The sequence below is a fragment of the Virgibacillus halodenitrificans genome (assembly GCF_001878675.1).
GTDB lineage: Bacteria > Bacillota > Bacilli > Bacillales > Amphibacillaceae > Virgibacillus_Q > Virgibacillus_Q halodenitrificans.
In genome coordinates this window covers 1,305,648-1,322,793 of record NZ_CP017962.1, presented here as the reverse complement: position 1 = coordinate 1,322,793, position 17,146 = coordinate 1,305,648, and the positions used below count along the sequence as shown (strand labels likewise).

General features: G+C 38.0%; 19 protein-coding genes and 1 riboswitch. Of the genes, 5 read left to right on the top strand and 14 right to left on the bottom strand.

Translation table 11 applies throughout. From position 1 onward, the window contains the following. The first annotated feature begins 118 nt into the window (after nucleotides 1-118). Both BME96_RS06955 and BME96_RS06950 read left to right on the top strand, forming a co-directional pair. Nucleotides 119-1,027 carry a YIEGIA domain-containing protein gene (locus BME96_RS06955; protein ID WP_071648736.1) on the top strand — a complete coding sequence of 303 codons (909 nt, stop codon included), beginning with the start codon at nucleotides 119-121 and terminating at the stop codon, nucleotides 1,025-1,027. Between the two features lie 2 nt (nucleotides 1,028-1,029). Continuing rightward, on the top strand, nucleotides 1,030-1,236 hold the full coding sequence (locus tag BME96_RS06950) for a capping complex subunit for YIEGIA (protein WP_019379341.1): 207 nt from the start codon (nucleotides 1,030-1,032) through the stop codon (nucleotides 1,234-1,236). A gap of 40 nt (nucleotides 1,237-1,276) precedes the next feature. Here the strand turns inward: BME96_RS06950 and BME96_RS06945 are convergent, their stop codons facing one another. Further along, on the bottom strand, nucleotides 1,277-2,095 hold the full coding sequence (locus tag BME96_RS06945) for a ZIP family metal transporter (RefSeq protein ID WP_071648735.1): 819 nt from the start codon (nucleotides 2,093-2,095) through the stop codon (nucleotides 1,277-1,279). A gap of 214 nt (nucleotides 2,096-2,309) precedes the next feature. Between BME96_RS06945 and BME96_RS06940 the strand changes: the two genes are divergently transcribed. Beyond that, nucleotides 2,310-2,762: a YndM family protein gene (locus BME96_RS06940; protein ID WP_071648734.1), complete on the top strand. Its 453-nt coding sequence runs from the start codon at nucleotides 2,310-2,312 to the stop codon at nucleotides 2,760-2,762. 124 nt (nucleotides 2,763-2,886) lie between these two features. On the opposite strand, the gene ribH is transcribed toward BME96_RS06940, so the two are convergent. The 5 genes from ribH to BME96_RS06915 form a co-directional block, all read right to left on the bottom strand. Next, nucleotides 2,887-3,354: a 6,7-dimethyl-8-ribityllumazine synthase gene (gene ribH, locus BME96_RS06935; protein WP_019377264.1), complete on the bottom strand. Its 468-nt coding sequence runs from the start codon at nucleotides 3,352-3,354 to the stop codon at nucleotides 2,887-2,889. A gap of 14 nt (nucleotides 3,355-3,368) precedes the next feature. Continuing rightward, entirely contained in the window at nucleotides 3,369-4,562 is a 1,194-nt protein-coding gene (locus BME96_RS06930; RefSeq protein WP_071648733.1) for a bifunctional 3,4-dihydroxy-2-butanone-4-phosphate synthase/GTP cyclohydrolase II, read from the bottom strand. 68 nt (nucleotides 4,563-4,630) lie between these two features. After that, complete coding sequence (gene ribE / locus BME96_RS06925) at nucleotides 4,631-5,281, bottom strand: riboflavin synthase (protein WP_019377266.1); 651 nt, start codon at nucleotides 5,279-5,281, stop codon at nucleotides 4,631-4,633. Next, nucleotides 5,266-6,378: a bifunctional diaminohydroxyphosphoribosylaminopyrimidine deaminase/5-amino-6-(5-phosphoribosylamino)uracil reductase RibD gene (gene ribD, locus BME96_RS06920; protein ID WP_071648732.1), complete on the bottom strand. Its 1,113-nt coding sequence runs from the start codon at nucleotides 6,376-6,378 to the stop codon at nucleotides 5,266-5,268. The genes ribE and ribD overlap by 16 nt, the downstream gene beginning before the upstream one ends. A gap of 225 nt (nucleotides 6,379-6,603) precedes the next feature. After that, nucleotides 6,604-6,751: riboswitch (FMN riboswitch) on the bottom strand. Nucleotides 6,752-6,864: 113 nt separating this feature from the next. Beyond that, nucleotides 6,865-7,839: an NAD-dependent epimerase/dehydratase family protein gene (locus tag BME96_RS06915; protein WP_071648731.1), complete on the bottom strand. Its 975-nt coding sequence runs from the start codon at nucleotides 7,837-7,839 to the stop codon at nucleotides 6,865-6,867. A 312-nt stretch (nucleotides 7,840-8,151) separates the two neighbouring features. Here BME96_RS06915 and corA point away from each other — a divergent pair, with 312 nt between their 5' ends. After that, nucleotides 8,152-9,105 carry a magnesium/cobalt transporter CorA gene (gene corA / locus BME96_RS06910; protein ID WP_071648730.1) on the top strand — a complete coding sequence of 318 codons (954 nt, stop codon included), beginning with the start codon at nucleotides 8,152-8,154 and terminating at the stop codon, nucleotides 9,103-9,105. 149 nt (nucleotides 9,106-9,254) lie between these two features. Here the strand turns inward: corA and BME96_RS06905 are convergent, their stop codons facing one another. Further along, nucleotides 9,255-9,794, bottom strand: coding sequence for a DinB family protein (locus tag BME96_RS06905; protein WP_071649973.1), 540 nt, complete (start codon nucleotides 9,792-9,794; stop codon nucleotides 9,255-9,257). Between the two features lie 8 nt (nucleotides 9,795-9,802). After that, entirely contained in the window at nucleotides 9,803-10,228 is a 426-nt protein-coding gene (locus tag BME96_RS06900) for an RDD family protein (RefSeq protein WP_071648729.1), read from the bottom strand. A 141-nt stretch (nucleotides 10,229-10,369) separates the two neighbouring features. Between BME96_RS06900 and BME96_RS06895 the strand changes: the two genes are divergently transcribed. Then, nucleotides 10,370-10,714, top strand: a complete 345-nt coding sequence (locus tag BME96_RS06895) for a DnaJ family domain-containing protein (RefSeq protein WP_019377275.1) — start codon at nucleotides 10,370-10,372, stop codon at nucleotides 10,712-10,714. A gap of 112 nt (nucleotides 10,715-10,826) precedes the next feature. On the opposite strand, the gene BME96_RS06890 is transcribed toward BME96_RS06895, so the two are convergent. The 6 genes from BME96_RS06890 to BME96_RS06865 all read right to left on the bottom strand — a co-directional run bounded on the left by BME96_RS06890 (nucleotide 10,827) and on the right by BME96_RS06865 (nucleotide 17,057). Next, entirely contained in the window at nucleotides 10,827-11,480 is a 654-nt protein-coding gene (locus tag BME96_RS06890) for a Type 1 glutamine amidotransferase-like domain-containing protein (protein ID WP_071648728.1), read from the bottom strand. A 176-nt stretch (nucleotides 11,481-11,656) separates the two neighbouring features. Further along, nucleotides 11,657-12,388 carry a pyruvate formate-lyase-activating protein gene (gene pflA / locus BME96_RS06885; protein ID WP_071648727.1) on the bottom strand — a complete coding sequence of 244 codons (732 nt, stop codon included), beginning with the start codon at nucleotides 12,386-12,388 and terminating at the stop codon, nucleotides 11,657-11,659. Nucleotides 12,389-12,429: 41 nt separating this feature from the next. Beyond that, a complete protein-coding gene (gene pflB / locus BME96_RS06880; RefSeq protein ID WP_071648726.1) occupies nucleotides 12,430-14,682 on the bottom strand; it encodes a formate C-acetyltransferase in 2,253 nt (750 codons plus the stop codon). 284 nt (nucleotides 14,683-14,966) lie between these two features. Then, complete coding sequence (gene arsC, locus BME96_RS06875; RefSeq protein ID WP_019377279.1) at nucleotides 14,967-15,386, bottom strand: arsenate reductase (thioredoxin); 420 nt, start codon at nucleotides 15,384-15,386, stop codon at nucleotides 14,967-14,969. An 18-nt stretch (nucleotides 15,387-15,404) separates the two neighbouring features. Next, nucleotides 15,405-16,703, bottom strand: a complete 1,299-nt coding sequence (locus tag BME96_RS06870) for an arsenic transporter (protein WP_019377280.1) — start codon at nucleotides 16,701-16,703, stop codon at nucleotides 15,405-15,407. Nucleotides 16,704-16,718: 15 nt separating this feature from the next. Next, nucleotides 16,719-17,057: an ArsR/SmtB family transcription factor gene (locus BME96_RS06865; RefSeq protein ID WP_019377281.1), complete on the bottom strand. Its 339-nt coding sequence runs from the start codon at nucleotides 17,055-17,057 to the stop codon at nucleotides 16,719-16,721. Nucleotides 17,058-17,146 lie beyond the last annotated feature (89 nt).

Genomic DNA, 17,146 nt, shown 5'->3' with positions numbered 1-17,146 from the left:
TTCGGTTCTTTTTTTAAGTTCTAGTTTATTTCCATGTCCTTTATATTAATTGGGGTAAATTCATTTATCTTGCACATACTAAGTTCACATACATAGTAGTGAATGGAAGGTGATCAAGGTGGAAGGAGCTCAAATTCTGTCTACCGAAGATTTAAGTATAATTGCAGGGTCTATTTTGGTAGGTACCCTTTCCAGAATTCTCATCCTAAAAGAAGATTATCGACAGTATCCTAGTTATCCCAACGGGTACTTAATTCACATGATCACTGGATTCGTCGCTGCAGCTCTTGGGGCAGTTGCTCTTCCAGCTTTACTCAGCAAAAATTTTGTAGCAGTCACATTCTTGACTTTGGCTCTGCAACAATTCCGTGATGTGAGAAAAATGGAAAAAGAAAGTCTGAGTGATTTAGAACATACGGAGTACACCTACAGGGGTGCGGCTTATATTGATGGTATCGCAAAAACATTTGAGTCAAGAAACTATATTGCATTTATTACTTCTTTCCTCTCCTCTATTACAATGATGGTACTTCCCTATGCCATATGGATTAAACTGATTGGTGGTTTCTTAGTAGGATTTGCTGTATTATTCTTATTAAAAAATTTCACTAAAGGAAAAAGCATTGGTGACATTGCCCAAGTAGAGAGGGGAACAATCGAAGTGAAGGATTCCAACCTTTATGTCAATGGCATCTTTATAAGTAATATCTTAGGAACGGAAAATGCGGAAAAACTTTTTCAGGAAGAGGGAATGGCTGTTATTATTACTCCCAATGAAAATCATTACCGAATTAATTTGGACAACTTTGGACAAAGACAAGCTGCCTTATTTGAAGCAACAAGAGCCCTGGGAAATAAACGATATGCTTTTACGAGAAAAGATTATGAGAAAGGTAGAGTGGTTATTACAATGATACCGATTAAGCGGGATTTAGATGCACTGATTGAAGCCGTGAAAAAATGTCCTTTATTGGAAAGTGCAAAAAAATCGCATGCTGTCATGAAAACAAATCTGAAAGGAGATTAGTTATGGGAAGAGAATCCAGTTTGAGACCAGAGTATCAAATTTTGGCTTATGTAACCTTAGCGAAGGAAAGGGTTCTTTCAAGCAACTGCCTTTGTCTCCTAGCCAAATCAGAAGATGAAGCAAAAATCTTAACAGCAGATGTTGCCAAAGCAATGAAGGCAGATGTTACAAAACTAACAAATGGTGACTATGTAATTATCCGTGTATAACAAAAGGCGAGAGAAATTATCCCTTCGCCTTTTAGTAAATCTAACCTAAAGCCACATCCAAGATCATCATAATTGTAAAACCAATCATTATACTCATGGAAGCGAGATCTTTATTTCCATTTTCCTGTGAACCTGGAATTACTTCTTCCGCAACTACAAAAATCATTGCGCCCGCTGCAAAGCTAAGTGCATAAGGCAATAAAGGCTGTATTAAAGTTACGGCAAGTGCACCTATTATACCAGCAATAGGTTCCACCATGCCGGAAGCCTGCCCATACATAAAACTCTTCCTCCGGGACATCCCTTCTCTTCGGAGAGGCATAGAAACTGCTAAACCCTCAGGAAAGTTCTGAATACCTATACCAACAGCAAGTGTTATGGCCCCAGCTAAAGAGGCGGAAGGTAAATCCGCAGCAATTGCGCCAAACGCCACACCTACAGCTAGACCTTCAGGAATATTGTGTAACGTAATTGCCAATACAAGTAATGTACTTCTTTTTTTGCTTCCCGGATTTATTCCTTCTGCTTCATTCATAGACGAAGAAGATGGATGGAGGTGTGGTAGTATTTTATCAGATATCCACAAAAATACTCCTCCAAGAATAAACCCTACCGCTGCCGGGACCCAGACTGGAACTGGCCCTCCTTCCGCCATATCCAACGCAGGAGAAAGCAATGACCAGAAACTTGCAGCTATCATAACACCACCAGCAAAACCTAACATACTGTCCATAAAGCGTTGGTTAAATCCTTTTGTCGCAAAAACTAAAGCTGCTCCCAAGGCTGTCATTCCCCATGTAAATAAGGTTGCTAAGGCTGCTTGGGCTACCGGATCCAAATTCAAAAAATAGTCAACCATCATGCAATGCTCCTTTGTTCAAAAATTAACTCTTTTATTTAGATTACTTCATCTATATTCCCACTTTTACTTGTGTAAACCATATTTTTAAATCTATTTGTGATTATAGTTAACCATTTTGCGTGTGGCAAACATTAAGCCTTATAAGTTTATGTAGGGAAATAATAATTGTGAATAGAACAGGGCAGTCTATTCATAAATTGGAGGTGATAAAATGGAACATTGGAAGGCAGTCTTTATGAAGTTTATTATGTGTACCGGGATATTGGGGCTTGTATTAGGTTTATTTTTTGGTGTATCCTTTCCCAATATCTTCATTCTAAGTGTCCTGCTTACAGTGGTTTCCTATATAGTTGGAGACGTTTATTTATTACCAAGGTTTGAAAATTGGGGAGCAACTTTATTTGACTTCATTCTCGCCTTTGTGGCCATCTATTTATTAGGTTCTTTTTTATTTGAAATGGAAATCCCCCTCGTAACTGCTTCACTTGTATCATCTGCATTTCTCGCAGTTGGAGAGTACTTTTTCCATAAATACATGGCTAATCAAGTGTTGGATGGCCATGCTATCCGATCTGATGAAGAAAAGGAACTTATTAACCAGAAACTTCAGGCTGAATATAGCGAAGAGCTGAATCAAGGTATTCCGGAAGATAGAGAGGAATGATTATTGTCTAAGCTGAAAATAAGAGGCACTGGTCTGTGCCCCTTATTTTTATAGTAATGAATGAACGAGTTCTGTTCACAGAAATTAACAATGTAATAACTGTTGCAAAGTTATTTAAATACCTCTATTTCAATTGTTTATACAAGTTAGCCATTTCAATTGCCGTAACAGCAGCTTCTGCACCTTTATTTCCTGCTTTGGTGCCTGCCCGTTCAATAGCTTGTTCAATTGTGTCGGTTGTCAGCACTCCAAAGATGACAGGAATTTCGCTTTGCATTCCAGCATTAGCAATTCCTTTCGCTGCTTCTCCACTGACATAATCGAAGTGAGAAGTAGCACCACGTATAACTGTACCAAGCGTAATTACCGCATCATACGTTTCTGACCCTGCAAGCTTCTTTGCAGCAAGCGGCAGTTCAAAAGCTCCAGGCACCCAGACAACAGTAATATTATCTTCTTCAACACCATGGCGTTTAGACGCATCAATTGCGCCTTCCAGCAGCTTACCAGTAATAAATTCGTTAAAACGAGAAACCACTATACCAAGCTTTAGTTCCGTACCAATTAAGTTACCTTCAATTACTTTTTTCATTCTAAATCTCTCCTTTAGTATGTTAATAAATGTCCAAGTTTGGTTTTCTTTGTTTGTAAGTATCCTTCATTTTCCAATTTTACAGGCATCTGTAAAGGAACCCGTTCTACAAGCTGCAGTCCATGTCCACTCAAACCTGCTATTTTACGTGGATTATTTGTAAGTAACCTCATCTTAGTCACACCTAAGTCTCGTAAAATTTGAGCTCCGATCCCGTAATCACGAAGATCTTCAGCGAATCCTAATTTTTGGTTGGCTTCCACCGTATCATAGCCTTCTTCTTGTAATTTATAAGCCTTTAATTTATTGATTAAACCAATACCCCGGCCTTCTTGACGCATATACAACAAAATGCCCCTACCTTCTTCTTCAATCTTCATAAGCGCCCTGTGGAGCTGTGGACCGCAATCGCAGCGATTGGATGCAAAGACATCACCTGTAAGACATTCAGAATGAACCCGAAGTAAAATAGGTTCCTCCCCTGTTATATCTCCTTTTATAAGTGCTATGTGTTCTTTCCCATCTATTGTATTGGAATAACCAACTGCCCTGAAATCACCAAACTCTGTCGGCAGTTCAATCTCAACCTCTCTACTGATCAAAGATTCATGCTGCAAGCGATATTCTATTAATTGTTTAATGGTGATCATTTTGATACCAAACTTTTTGGCAACTTTTTCAAGGTCTCCTACTCTAGCCATTGTTCCATCCTCATTCATAATTTCACATATTACCCCAGCTGGAGAAGCCCCTGCTAGTACAGCTAAGTCAACCGCTGCCTCTGTGTGTCCTGCTCTTCTCAATACACCGCCAGGCTTTGCAACCAAAGGAAATACATGACCAGGACTTGAAAAATCAGTAGGCCTTGCATTTATTTTCAACATTTCTTGTATCGTTTTTGCTCTTTCAAATGCACTAATACCAGTCGACGTTTCTTTATGATCAATACTTATTGTGAAGGCTGTTTCATGACTGTCCGTGTTATGGGTAGTCATTGGATTAAGTTCAAGCTTCTCGCCGATTTTTTCTGCGATTGGAGTACAAATTAGCCCCCTGCCTTGTTTAGCCATAAAATTGATTGTTTCCGGTGTAGCATATTCGGCAATCGCCAGAAAGTCACCTTCATTCTCCCGGTCTTCATCATCACAGACAATAATCATTTTCCCTAACTTTAAATCCTCCAAAGCATCATTTATTTGACTGAACATCCATTTCCCCTTCTTCCTATATTTGAATACTGACATGTGTACTCTTACATACTTATAATCTATGAAGCCTAGAATCCATTCTGTTGTAAAAATTGCTCTGTTATCTTACTTTCAAATTTCCCTTCTGCTCTGTGTTCATGTACAAAGGAATACAAATACTTTGCCAACATGTCTGTTTCCAAATTAACTTGATCACCTGTACCTTTTCTTCCAAGCACTGTCTCTTTTGCAGTATGTGGGATAATTGAAACGATAAGCGTATCTGCTTCAATTCCAAAGACAGTCAAAGAAATGCCATCTATTGCAACAGAGCCCTTCATAACAATATATTTAGAGAAATCCGTAGGTATAGAAATATGAAAGTAAATGGCGTTTTCAGTAGGTTCTTTCTTTAAAATCTCTCCTACACCATCTACATGACCTGTTACAAAATGACCATCAAATCTACCTGTTGCAGGCATTGCCCTTTCCAGATTCACTTCCATACGCTCTTTAAGTGTGGATAAAGAAGTGCTACGGAAGGTTTCAGGCATGACATCAACAGAAAACTCGGTTGAAGTTAATCTAGTAACAGTGAGACATATCCCGTTTACAGCAATACTGTCACCAAGCTTGATTCCTGGCATTATTTTGGTAGCGTGAATTGTAATTTCCATTGCTCTTCCTTGCTGTGCTACTTTCTTTACACTGCCTAATTCTTCAATTATTCCGGTAAACATTGTGTAGATCCCTTCCTTCGTGGTCTTGCTGCTATTTTTATATCAGAACCGACTTGATTTACGTCGATGAACTCAAGTTCGTTTGCCTGTTCAACAAGTTGTGCTCCGCTACCTCCGACACACGGTATAGCTTGTTTTCCACCAATTATTTTTGGTGCCATATAGAAAATAAGTTGTTGAAATGCATTTTCTTCAATAAAAGAAGCGTGTATCTCAGAACCGCCCTCGACAAGTAAAGTCATTATATTTCTATCACCTAAATCTTTTAATACATCTTCAATAGAAATTACATTTGAAACCAATTGAACAACTTCAACGAATTCATTACTAATTTTTCTCATTTTATCTGAATCTGCATCTTTACCAGTATAAATAATTGTTTTTACAGCTTGATCTGTAAGAACATTTGCTTCTAGGGGAATACGTAAATGCGTATCCAAAATAATTCGAATGGGATTTTTTCCACCTTGGGGCAATCTGGTGGTTAAACGGGGGTTATCTTGAATGATGGTATGTATGCCTACTAATATAGCGTCATGTTCATGTCGTAGTTGATGAACGTCGCGTCTGGATTCTGGAGAAGTAATCCATTTGCTGTCACCAGTTGCTGCAGCGATTTTTCCGTCTAATGAGGTCGCTGCCTTTATCGTTACAAAAGGTTGTTTATTTTTAATAAAGTGAAAAAAAGGTTGATTCAGTTCAACTGCTTCTTTTTCCAGAAGGCCTGTTTCTACTTCGATACCTGCCTTCCTAAGTTTCTTTATCCCCTTACCTGCAACAAGCGGATTGGGATCTAGGGAAGCAATATACACACGTTTTATTCCCGCTTGTATAATAGCATCTGCACACGGAGCTGTTCGGCCAAAATGGCTACATGGCTCAAGCGTAACAAATATATCAGCACCGAAAGCTTGCTCGCCGGCAGCTTGAATAGCATGTATTTCTGCATGTGGTGTTCCTGCTTTAAAATGAGCACCTGTGCCAACAATAAAGCCATCCTTTACAATAACAACTCCAACAAGTGGATTTGGACTTGTCTGCCCTTTGGCTGCTATGGCCATCGAGAGCGCCAATTTCATATATTCCTCTTCCTGCAAAGTAGTACTCCTTCCTCTATTTTATTTCTCCAGTAAAATTATTTCTTAAATACGACAAGCCCCGTACACCAATAAAGGCAGTACGGGGCTATAACATGACGAATAACAAGCATTTAGAATTAACCATTGAAAAAGATGTCGTTAAAAGATTACAGGGCATCGGAAGCATCCTGCAATTTCATAGATCTCATCTTTTTTAATAGTTTACTAATACATATTTTCCAGTCATTCCTTCTCCCATCCAGACTATACTGTCGGCTTTGGAATCTCACCAAATCCACCGTTTTCAATGCAGAAACCGGGTCACGGACTGAGAGGGAACAAAGCCCTCATCACCGCCGGTAGGGAATTTCACCCTGCCCCGAAGGAAATTCTATTCGATTAAAAAAAGTCTATCATATACCAATTTTTTTAACAACTATTTGATAAGGGTCAGTGCTCTCCCTAAGCTTCAAAAGTGTTAAGGTGAGTAGCAACTATAAGCTTTTAACAATTTACCGCTTTTTTAATAGATTCAATAATCGCTTCTTTTATATCATCTTCTTGGTAATTTAACACGGGCATTGTTTCTTTAGGATCAAGATATGCTCCTCTATTTTGCATTTCTGCAGTCTGAGCTGCATGGATCGCTCTTTCTTTTCCTTCATAAGCCAGTTTTTCATCCGCTTTTTGAAACGAAGGCTTCATTTGCTCTAGTGGTACTACTTTTATCTCTGTATCTTCTTGTTCAAGCGCTTCTGCTATAATTTTATAAAACACAGCATAGGACATATTTTCACCACATAAAGCATAACTTTTCTGATGCTCCCCATTTTCCAAGGCACCAACAGTTGCTTCTGCTACCTGCTTTACTGTAACCATAGCTGTTCCACCTTGCAATACAGGCACAACATCTTTCCCCTCTACCTGAGGTAAAAACATCTTCCAAAGCGGCGTACGTCCAGGCATTGTTCCAAAAATATATGGTAAACGTAACGCCATGACATCCATTCCATTTTCACCTTCCATAAAGGCAATTTCTTCTTGCAGCTTTCTTGTTCGTGGATACGCTTCTGTTTCAAAAAGATTTAGATCCTGCCATTTCTCAGAAAATTCCACGTGATATGACCCATGAATCACAAATTTTTTAACACCTGCTCTTTTGGATAGCCGTGCGAGACGTTGGGTTGGCAATACATTCTGTTCATAATAAAATTTCTCAGCTGGTGCCTGCGGAATTGTTCGTTCATCAACTCCCGCTGCATAAACAAAGCTGTCACAATCCCGAAGCAGCTCCACTATTTCCTCATCTGATAATGTATTAATATCTCCTAAATGTTTCTCCACTTCCTCAGGCATCAGCTGATTCATTAGTTTTTCTTTTCTTGCTATTGTTTTTACTTCATACCCTTTAGCTAATAATTCTTTAATCGTTTGAAAACCGAGCAGTCCTGTACCACCCAGTACAAAAGTTTTTGCCATTTGTTACTCCTCCTTACGGGCATAATTTGCCCTCTAGGATTATTCCACCCTTATAAAAAAGTTAATCCTTTTATTAAAAAATGACAGGAAAGTAATATTTCCAATTTACTTAGTATTTATGCAGAAACACAACACCCAACAAAACGGCCTAGACCTTCATTTGTCTGCATATTTTACATTCCCATTTTAACAAGTTTAAACAATCCTTGTTAGTAAAAGGTCTATATTTTTTCTTTCTGCAAGCCGATTGTTTTGGATTTAAAAAGGGTAAATAGATAGTGATAACCACTGAAGAGGAAAGGAGCATTTATATTGATCCATCTATATGGAGTAACCGCACAAGGAAAACTAGAAAAAAACATACCAATAACATCTTTTCATTTTTCTAATTATAAATGGATCTGGGCAGATTTTAACCAGCCCACGGATGAGGAAGTTAATTACCTCACAACAGTATTTCAATTTCATCCACTCGCTATTGAAGATTGTATGCACAGATTACAACGTCCTAAGCTGGATTATTATACGGATTATACGTTTTATGTTACCCACAGTGTACGGTTGGAGAAGGATGAACTCATTAAAGAAGAACTGGACTTTTTTGTAGGTGAGAATTTTATCGTTACATTTCACCATCAACCATCTATGGAAGTAACTCAAGTTAAAGACAGACTCCTTGGACAGAACGGAACGAAAAACTGGGATACGTATGATGTATTCCACCAAATTCTTGATAAAATAGTAGATAATTATTTTCCGTTAATTTATGACATTGAAGATGAATTGGATGTCATCGAGGATAATAGAAATAACAGAACGATGAATGACTTGGTTACAGAACTATTTGATATTAGGCATATGCTGGTAAATCTTAGACATACCGTCAATCCAATGCGGGATTTACTATATCGCATGTTAAATTCCCAGCACCAGGCTGGTGTGAGGGAAAGGAAAGAGTATTTTTCTGACATTTATGATCATTTATTGAAAATTTCAGAAATGATCATGTCCAATCGAGAAATTACTGCAGATATTAGGGATAGCTATTTATCTTTAAACGCACACCAAACAAACAATGTTATGAAGGTTTTGACTATCATCACATCGATATTTGTTCCCTTGACTTTTATAGCAGGTATATATGGAATGAATTTTACATACATGCCTGAATTGACATGGAAATACGGCTATTTTGTTTCTCTTGGTGTCATGGGAATAATTGCCGTGGCTATGTACATGTGGTTTAAGAAAAAAGGCTGGTTTTAATGCCAACATAGCATAAACTTCATTGCAAATCTTTATAATTAAAACAAAGGGGTAGGGCAGCTAAAACTGGCGGCCCTACTATACTTTTCTGTTAACAGATTTAGGTCATAACCTTCATTTCTTCTTTTAAAATCATTTTATCTAAATACTTATGGGTTAATTTGATTCCTCTCCAAATGTTTACGAATAATACGAATCTGCCCCCTGTGATTTAACTCGTCTTCAAAAACATGAAACCAGCGAAAGTAGTTGTTGGCTAAGTGATCTGGACCAAATGGAGACACTTCATCCAACCAATCATCCTCTTTTTCTTTAAATCTCTTGAATGATACTTCTCGAACAGCATGTAATCTATCTGTATAATATGCCAGTTTATTTCCCCTTATCTGTTCATGCGCATCTTCACCAAGGGTAAGCCCTAAGTGGAGCCTATCCATCTCCTTCTCGTTAGGTCCTCTGCCTTCAAATGTTATAATTTGATAGACCTCTTCCACACAGCTCATATGATATAGCAAACAGCCTATCGAATTCCCTTGATCATCAATACGATAGTCCAGTGCTTCTTTCGAAAGATTAGCGGCCGCTTCTAGTGTTGTCATTCTAGTATATTCCATCATCGAAAGTAATCTCCCTATGTTTGGTGAATACCCTTCTATTTCATCAATCATATAACGATCTGTATTTTTCATTATTGCTATCATCTGCTTTCTGCATCATTTTTAGTATCATAAACTACACGTGTACCGGCAATAAAATCATGAGTAGCACGGTTATCCTCTCTTATCCCTACCATAAAAGCACTTACAATAACCCCCACACCTAGTGTTAGCCCGTAAACTACTCCGCTAACGATATACCTAAGAAACATAGTCCATAAGGTTACTTTTTCTCCTGTCATTTTAATAATATGAATATGTGTCATTCGTTTTCCCAGCGTATAACCTCCCCATATCACTGGAAGTAATAAGTTGTATAACGGTTCGATAGCATCAACCCACCTAAGTTCGTCTTGAAAAACTACTCCAAATAAAAAGTAAGAAAGAACACCAACCGTTACGGTAATAATAATAACATCTAAAATAGTAGCCAAAAACCTGACTTGGAAACCAGCTGTATCTTTCACTATGCATTCTCCTTTATTGAAGCTTCACATTAATTACAAAGTTTTCCAATTATAGTTCTCACATTACCATAATTATCATATAATTAAAATATCTTATAATATGAATGACACATACCAAAAAATGAATAGGAGTGTGAATCAATGGATAAGAAGTACAATGATTTGATTGGTGACATTCTGGATGCAGCGGGGGAAAAAGATAACTACAGTGGACCTGGAAAAGGAAAGCCGATTCCCAAAGCCAATACAAAATACGATTTATTTCAAAATTTCCAAAGAGTAGCTAAGGAAAATGGCTATCTACCACCATGGTTAAAGCTTCAAAAAGAAATAACACGGTTGATTCATACTGCAGCTACCGAACAAGATATCAAAGAAATCAACAAAAAAATAAGCGCCTACAACCAACTTTGCCCCTCTCCATTGCAAAAATCCCCCGTTCATCCAGACAGACTTGATAAAGCAAAAAAAACCTGGAATATGTAGGTTGAAGCGGGTATAGCTTAAAAAGAAACGACTACTCAATCTATGCAAAGAGAAGCACACTTTTCAAAGACGGATGGACCCTTGTCTCATCCGCCTTTGCTAAAGAGAAAAATTATAACACCTGTGCTTTTCTTTCAACATAAAAACCTTCTCCTTCTATCTCTTCAATCTTTCCATCTCTAAAATAAGCTGCCGTTCCATCATCCAGACCGTAACCGACTGATACGTCAAGTTCCTCCACATTTGTCTTTAAATTTTTATCTTCCTGCCATTTTGAATAATGTACACTAATTACTGCATCGTTTAGGAAACCCATTCCTTTAAGCAATAGTTTTTCCCCTCTTGTATTGTCAATTGGAGGGATAATGCAATGTGCTGGAGATAGTAGCGCGCCTGCAGAAAAGCCTGCAACAGGGGTTCCCTGTTCATAAAGTATGTTTATTTGTTTACCAATGGATGTATTTACTATTCTTTCTTGATATTTCTCTGTTTCACCACCACTGATAATAATTCCGGAACAGTTTACCAATTTATTGGTATTCTCCTCTTCCAAATCTTCCATAAGAGGTAGGTACTCAAATTTACTGTGTCCATAAGCAGCTAATGTAGCAGTATAAATGCGCATATACTGCTTCCATCCGTCCCTCGGGATAAATAAGATGGCAACCTTACCTTGTTCAGGTAGTGCCAAATCTGCAAAACGTTTACCAAACCGTTCTCCGAATGGAGGACTTCCGCCATATAAAAATAGATGTCGTTCCATCATTTGTTTCCCCTTTCTTAGAAAAGCGCAAAGCTCGTTATTAGTCTGCCTTCCTTAAAATTTCTATATGAACCTGTAAAACTCCTTTCTCAATTCTATTATTTTTGTAAATGATACCTTTTCCAGACGATTAATACTAAAAAACAGAGGAGCTAAGCTTCTCTGTTTTTTTATTCTTTTTAACTTTCCCTTGCCAAAATACGTTCCGCGTTCGCTATTCTTTCCTTGGTCGGTGGCTTCGTATCTTGTAAAGTATACTCAAGTCCAAGTGCCTCCCACTTATATACACCCAGCTGGTGATAAGGGAGCACTTCTACTTTTTCCACATTTGGCAACATATCTATAAACTGTGAAAGCTTCTCCAAATCTGTATCAACATCTGTGACTTCAGGAATAAGCACGTGGCGAACCCATACAGGAATCTTCTTTTCAGCCAAATAGTTCGCAAAGTCTAGAATATGATCATTGCAAAGACCGGTGAGCTTTACGTGTTTCTCAGGATTGATTTGTTTCAAATCTAGTAAAACAAGGTCCGTTACTTCCATTAACTCATCCAATGTTTTCAAAAATGTAGGGGAGTGGGAGAAGCACCCGCCTGAAGTGTCAATGGCTGTATGAATACCACGTTTTTTTAATTCCTTGAATAACTCTACCAAAAATTTAGCCTGTAATAATGGCTCTCCTCCACTTACAGTGACTCCCCCATTCGTTGACTTAAAAAATGGAAGGTAGGATTCGATATCTGAAATGAGCTCATCTACCGTTACCTGTTTACCGTCACCGATTTTCCACGTATCCGGATTATGACAAAATTGACAGCGTAACAGACAGCCCTGCATAAAGACAATATACCTTACTCCTGGGCCATCCACTGTACCGAATGTTTCAACGGAATGGATTCTCCCCTTCATATTTCATCATTCCTTTCCAAAAGCTTGCTTTTACCAGCTGACTATCTACTTTCATGGAATGTTCGATTTATAACATCAATTTGCTGTTCCCTTGTAAGCTTTATAAAGTTAACAGCATATCCGGATACACGAATAGTCAGCTGCGGATATTCCTCCGGATGCTCCATTGCATCAAGCAATGTTTCTCTATCAAACACGTTTATATTTAAGTGATGGCCGCCTTTAATCATATACCCATCTAACATACCAGCTAAGTTACCCTTTCTTGTTTCCTCATCTTTTCCAAGGGCTTTAGGAACAATGGAGAAGGTGTTACTTATTCCATCCAAAGCATCTTCATATGGCAGCTTGGCTACTGAGCTTAAAGATGCCAATGCGCCTTTTGTATCCCGTCCATGCATTGGATTGGCACCTGGAGCAAAAGGTTCACCCGCTCTTCTTCCATCCGGTGTGTTCCCTGTTTTCTTTCCGTATACGACATTAGAAGTGATAGTTAGTACCGATTGAGTTGGTACGGAATTACGATATGTTTTATGATGCTTTATCTTACTCATAAAACGTTTAACGAGATTAACCGCGATTTCATCTGCCTGATCATCATTATTTCCATATTTAGGGAAGTCTCCAACGATTTCAAAATCAATTGCATAACCTTGCTCATCCCGAATTGGCTTAACAGTAGCATGTTTTATTGCACTCAATGAATCAGTGACCACAGACAATCCAGCGATTCCGCATGCCATTGTTCTTACTATTTCTCTGTCATGCAATGCCATTTCCAGGCGTTCATAACTGTATTTGTCATGCATAAAATGGATAACATTTAATGTGTTTACATATAAGCCTGCAAGCCAATCAAGCATCTTGTCATATTTCTCCATAACCTCATCGTATTGGAGTACATCAGATGTAATTGGTGCATAATTTGGGCCTACCTGTGCAAAGGTTTTCTCATCAACGCCTCCATTAATGGTATATAGCAAAGCTTTAGCAAGGTTGGCACGTGCTCCAAAGAATTGCATTTGCTTACCAATGGTCATTGCAGAAACACAGCACGCTATACCGTAATCATCCCCATAAATTTCCCGCATAATATCATCATTCTCGTACTGAATGGAGCTTGTTTTGATAGACATATTTGCACAGTATTTTTTAAATTTCTCTGGCAGGTTTTCAGACCATAGCACAGTTAAGTTTGGTTCAGGTGCTGGTCCCAAATTATCTAAGGTATGAAGCATACGGAAAGCGTTTTTCGTAACAAGTGATCTACCATCATTTGCCATACCACCAATAGATTCCGTAACCCATGTTGGATCACCACTAAATAGTTCATTATAATCAGGTGTACGGGCGAATTTAACGAGACGGAGCTTCATTACAAAATGATCAACTAATTCTTGAGCTTCCTCCTCGGTTAGAAATCCGTTTCTTATATCTCTTTCCATATAAATATCTAAGAATGTGGAAACGCGTCCAAGACTCATTGCAGCTCCGTTTTGTTCTTTTATTGCTGCTAGGTAGCCAAAATACAACCATTGAAATGCTTCATGTGCATTCGTTGCTGGTTCTGAAATGTCATAGCCATAAATTTCAGCAAGCTGCTTTAATTCTTGTAATGCACGAATCTGTTCATTTATTTCTTCACGATCACGGATGACTTCCTCGCTCATTACCCCATTGGCTCCAACCCCAGCCAATGCTTCTTTTTTATTTTCTATGAGACGATCTACACCATACAATGCTAATCTGCGATAGTCGCCAATAATCCGTCCTCGGCCGTATGCATCAGGTAATCCAGTAATAATCCCAGCTCTTCTCGCCATTCTCATTTCTGGAGTGTATGCATCAAATACGCCTGCATTATGTGTCTTTCTGTAATCAGTAAAGATATGCTGTACTTCTTCATCCACTTTATAACCATACGCATTACATGCATCCACAGCCATCCTAATCCCACCAAATGGTTGTAGGGAACGTTTAAATGGACGGTCCGTTTGGAACCCAACAATTTTCTCTTTATTTTTATCAAGATAACCTGGTCCATGTGAAGTGATCGTCGATACAATCGCAGTATCCATATCAAGTACTCCACCATTTTCCCTCTCTTGTTTGGTTAATTCCATTACTTGATCCCACAAAGCTTTCGTCGAATCAGTTGCCTTAGACAAAAATGATTCGTCACCAACATACGGTGTAACGTTTTGAATGATAAAATCGCGAACATCTATTTCTTTTTGCCATTTCCCTTTGGTAAAATGATCCCAAGCTTTATTAGCCATTTTACTAACCTCCATATCGAAAAAAGTTTGTGAAGTAATGAACAATACTTCTTATATATATAATAACATATAAAAATTGGAAAATATTCAGTAGGTGTTACGGATTTATGACGATCAGAGACACTCACCTTAAAACCTGTCTTTTACTATAGGAAAAAATCTTAGTTAATAATCCCCAACCAGTATAATTATCCTTTCATCTTTTGTTACAATAAGCTTTGTAGATTTATTAAAAAAACTAAAAAAAATCAGATCTTCCAGCCATATTTGGTAACTGGACTTGAAGATCTGACTCTCTATTATTCCCCGGTTTCCTCAAACTGCTTTATTCTTTCCCCAATTTCATCTCTTACACGTTGAAATACCTCCCAACGCGCTTCTTCCGTCCCTTCTGCTTTAGCAGGGTCATCAAATCCCCAATGCTCACGCCTTACATGTGGTGGTGTCATTGGACATTTATCTGCTGCATCTCCGCAAAGTGTTACAGCCAAAGTTGCATTATTTAAGGTCTCACTATCTATGGTCTCAGATTTCTGGTCTGAAATATCAACACCAACCTCCTTCATTGCCTTTACTGCATTTGGGTTTAAGCCGTGCGCTTCGATTCCTGCACTTTTTACTGTCCATTTATCACCCAGAACTTTTTTTGCCCATCCTTCAGCCATTTGACTTCTGCAGGAATTACCCGTACATAAAAAATAAATTGTTTTTTCCTTCATTGTTGATCCTCCTTTTTATTATAAAATTACTAGCGTGAGATAAAGCCCGATTAATGTAATAAGTAGAATGGGAATTGTTAATGTGACTCCAATCTTAAAATAAGTCCCCCAGGAAATTTTAACTCCCTTTTGAGCTAACACATGCAACCATAAAAGAGTAGCAAGGGAACCAATTGGCGTAATTTTAGGCCCTAAATCCGAACCAATTACATTTGCATATATTAAAGCTTCCTTCATCACACCAGTTGTATTTGTGTCTGCAATAGCGATTGCATCAATCATAACCGTCGGCATATTATTCATAATGGAAGATAGAATAGCTGCGATAAAACCCATTGCAATCGTAGCTACAAATAATCCTTGTTCTGCACTTTTTTGTATAATATTTGCCAAGACATCAGTAAGCCCCGCATTTCTTAAACCAAATACTACGACATACATACCGATAGAGAAGAACACAATTGCCCACGGAGCACCTTTTATAACAGCTTTTGTGTCTACTGCATGACTGTTCCCGGCCATTAAAATAAAGAAAATCGCTACAATTCCTGCCACAATGGAAACAGGCAGGTTAATAAACTCACTTATAAAATATCCAATCAGTAGTATGCCAAGAACTATCCAGGACAAGTTAAACATCTTCCTATCCTTAATTGCTTCCACTGGCTTTTTCAGTTGCGCCATGTCATAGTGTCGTGGAATACTTTTTCTAAAATAAACCAAAAGCACAAGTATGGTTGCTATTAAAGAAAAAAAGTTAGGGATAATCATTCTTGTTGCATACTCTACAAAACCAATGTCAAAGAAATCTGCTGACACAATATTAACCAAGTTACTAACAATTAATGGAAGTGATGTGGTATCAGCAATAAATCCACTTGCCATGATAAATGGGAATATCATTTTTTCTTGGAAATTCAAGTTACGAACCATTGCTAAAACAATTGGTGTTAAAATTAGTGCTGCACCATCATTAGCAAAAAAAGCTGCAACAATAGCTCCTAATACACTCACATAAATAAACATTTTCAATCCATTGCCTCTGGCGGCTCTAGCCATATGTAATGCTGCCCATTCAAAAAATCCAATTTCATCTAAAATTAAAGAAATCAAAATAATTGCTACAAATGCCAATGTTGCATTCCATACAATCCCCGTAACTTCAATTACATCCTGAAAACCTACTACTCCAGCTAGTAAAGCGAGTACAGCTCCGCCGCAAGCAGACCAACCAATGGACAAACCCTTTGGCTGCCATATAACCAAAATAAGTGTGAGTAAAAATATACATGATGCAAGCAGAACAGATGATGACAATTTACTTTCCTCCTTTTAACAACAAGTAATTCGTAAACCTTGTTCTTCTAATTCTTTTAATTTACCATCCTGACTAGGCAATTGATTCAGGATCTGCTGAATAAATGAATAATATTCACTCTCTTTTTGCAACGAATAAAATATCCATTGACCTCTTCTCTCCTCTTGTACAAGTCCTAAATCTCTTAGCTTTCGAAGATGTTGGCTTACAGAAGATTGACTCGTTTTGAAGATTTCCACAAATTCGCATACACAACAATCATGATTATCCAATATTTTCACCATCGTTAGACGAGTTCTGTCGCCAAGTAACTTCAATAAAGGGGCCGCTTTATTTATATCCAAATTTTCCACAATGTTCACCTCCTACAAGCTTATATAAGTATATTATGATTTGCTTATATATTCAAATGCAACGAGGCAGTTTTACGTTAAAACATAAA

Bases quoted from the DNA above. Each gene is read 5' to 3' on its own strand.
- BME96_RS06950 (WP_019379341.1), top strand. From the start codon at position 1,030: ATGGGAAGAGAATCCAGTTTGAGACCAGAGTATCAAATTTTGGCTTAT.
- BME96_RS06945 (WP_071648735.1), bottom strand. From the start codon at position 2,095: ATGGTTGACTATTTTTTGAATTTGGATCCGGTAGCCCAAGCAGCCTTA.
- BME96_RS06940 (WP_071648734.1), top strand. From the start codon at position 2,310: ATGGAACATTGGAAGGCAGTCTTTATGAAGTTTATTATGTGTACCGGG.
- ribH (WP_019377264.1), bottom strand. From the start codon at position 3,354: ATGAAAAAAGTAATTGAAGGTAACTTAATTGGTACGGAACTAAAGCTT.
- BME96_RS06930 (WP_071648733.1), bottom strand. From the start codon at position 4,562: ATGTTCAGTCAAATAAATGATGCTTTGGAGGATTTAAAGTTAGGGAAA.
- ribE (WP_019377266.1), bottom strand. From the start codon at position 5,281: ATGTTTACCGGAATAATTGAAGAATTAGGCAGTGTAAAGAAAGTAGCA.
- BME96_RS06915 (WP_071648731.1), bottom strand. From the start codon at position 7,839: ATGGCAAAAACTTTTGTACTGGGTGGTACAGGACTGCTCGGTTTTCAA.
- BME96_RS06905 (WP_071649973.1), bottom strand. From the start codon at position 9,794: ATGAAAAATACAGATCGTTATATGATTGATGAAATAGAAGGGTATTCA.
- BME96_RS06895 (WP_019377275.1), top strand. From the start codon at position 10,370: ATGGATAAGAAGTACAATGATTTGATTGGTGACATTCTGGATGCAGCG.
- BME96_RS06890 (WP_071648728.1), bottom strand. From the start codon at position 11,480: ATGATGGAACGACATCTATTTTTATATGGCGGAAGTCCTCCATTCGGA.
- pflA (WP_071648727.1), bottom strand. From the start codon at position 12,388: ATGAAGGGGAGAATCCATTCCGTTGAAACATTCGGTACAGTGGATGGC.
- pflB (WP_071648726.1), bottom strand. From the start codon at position 14,682: ATGGAGGTTAGTAAAATGGCTAATAAAGCTTGGGATCATTTTACCAAA.
- arsC (WP_019377279.1), bottom strand. From the start codon at position 15,386: ATGAAGGAAAAAACAATTTATTTTTTATGTACGGGTAATTCCTGCAGA.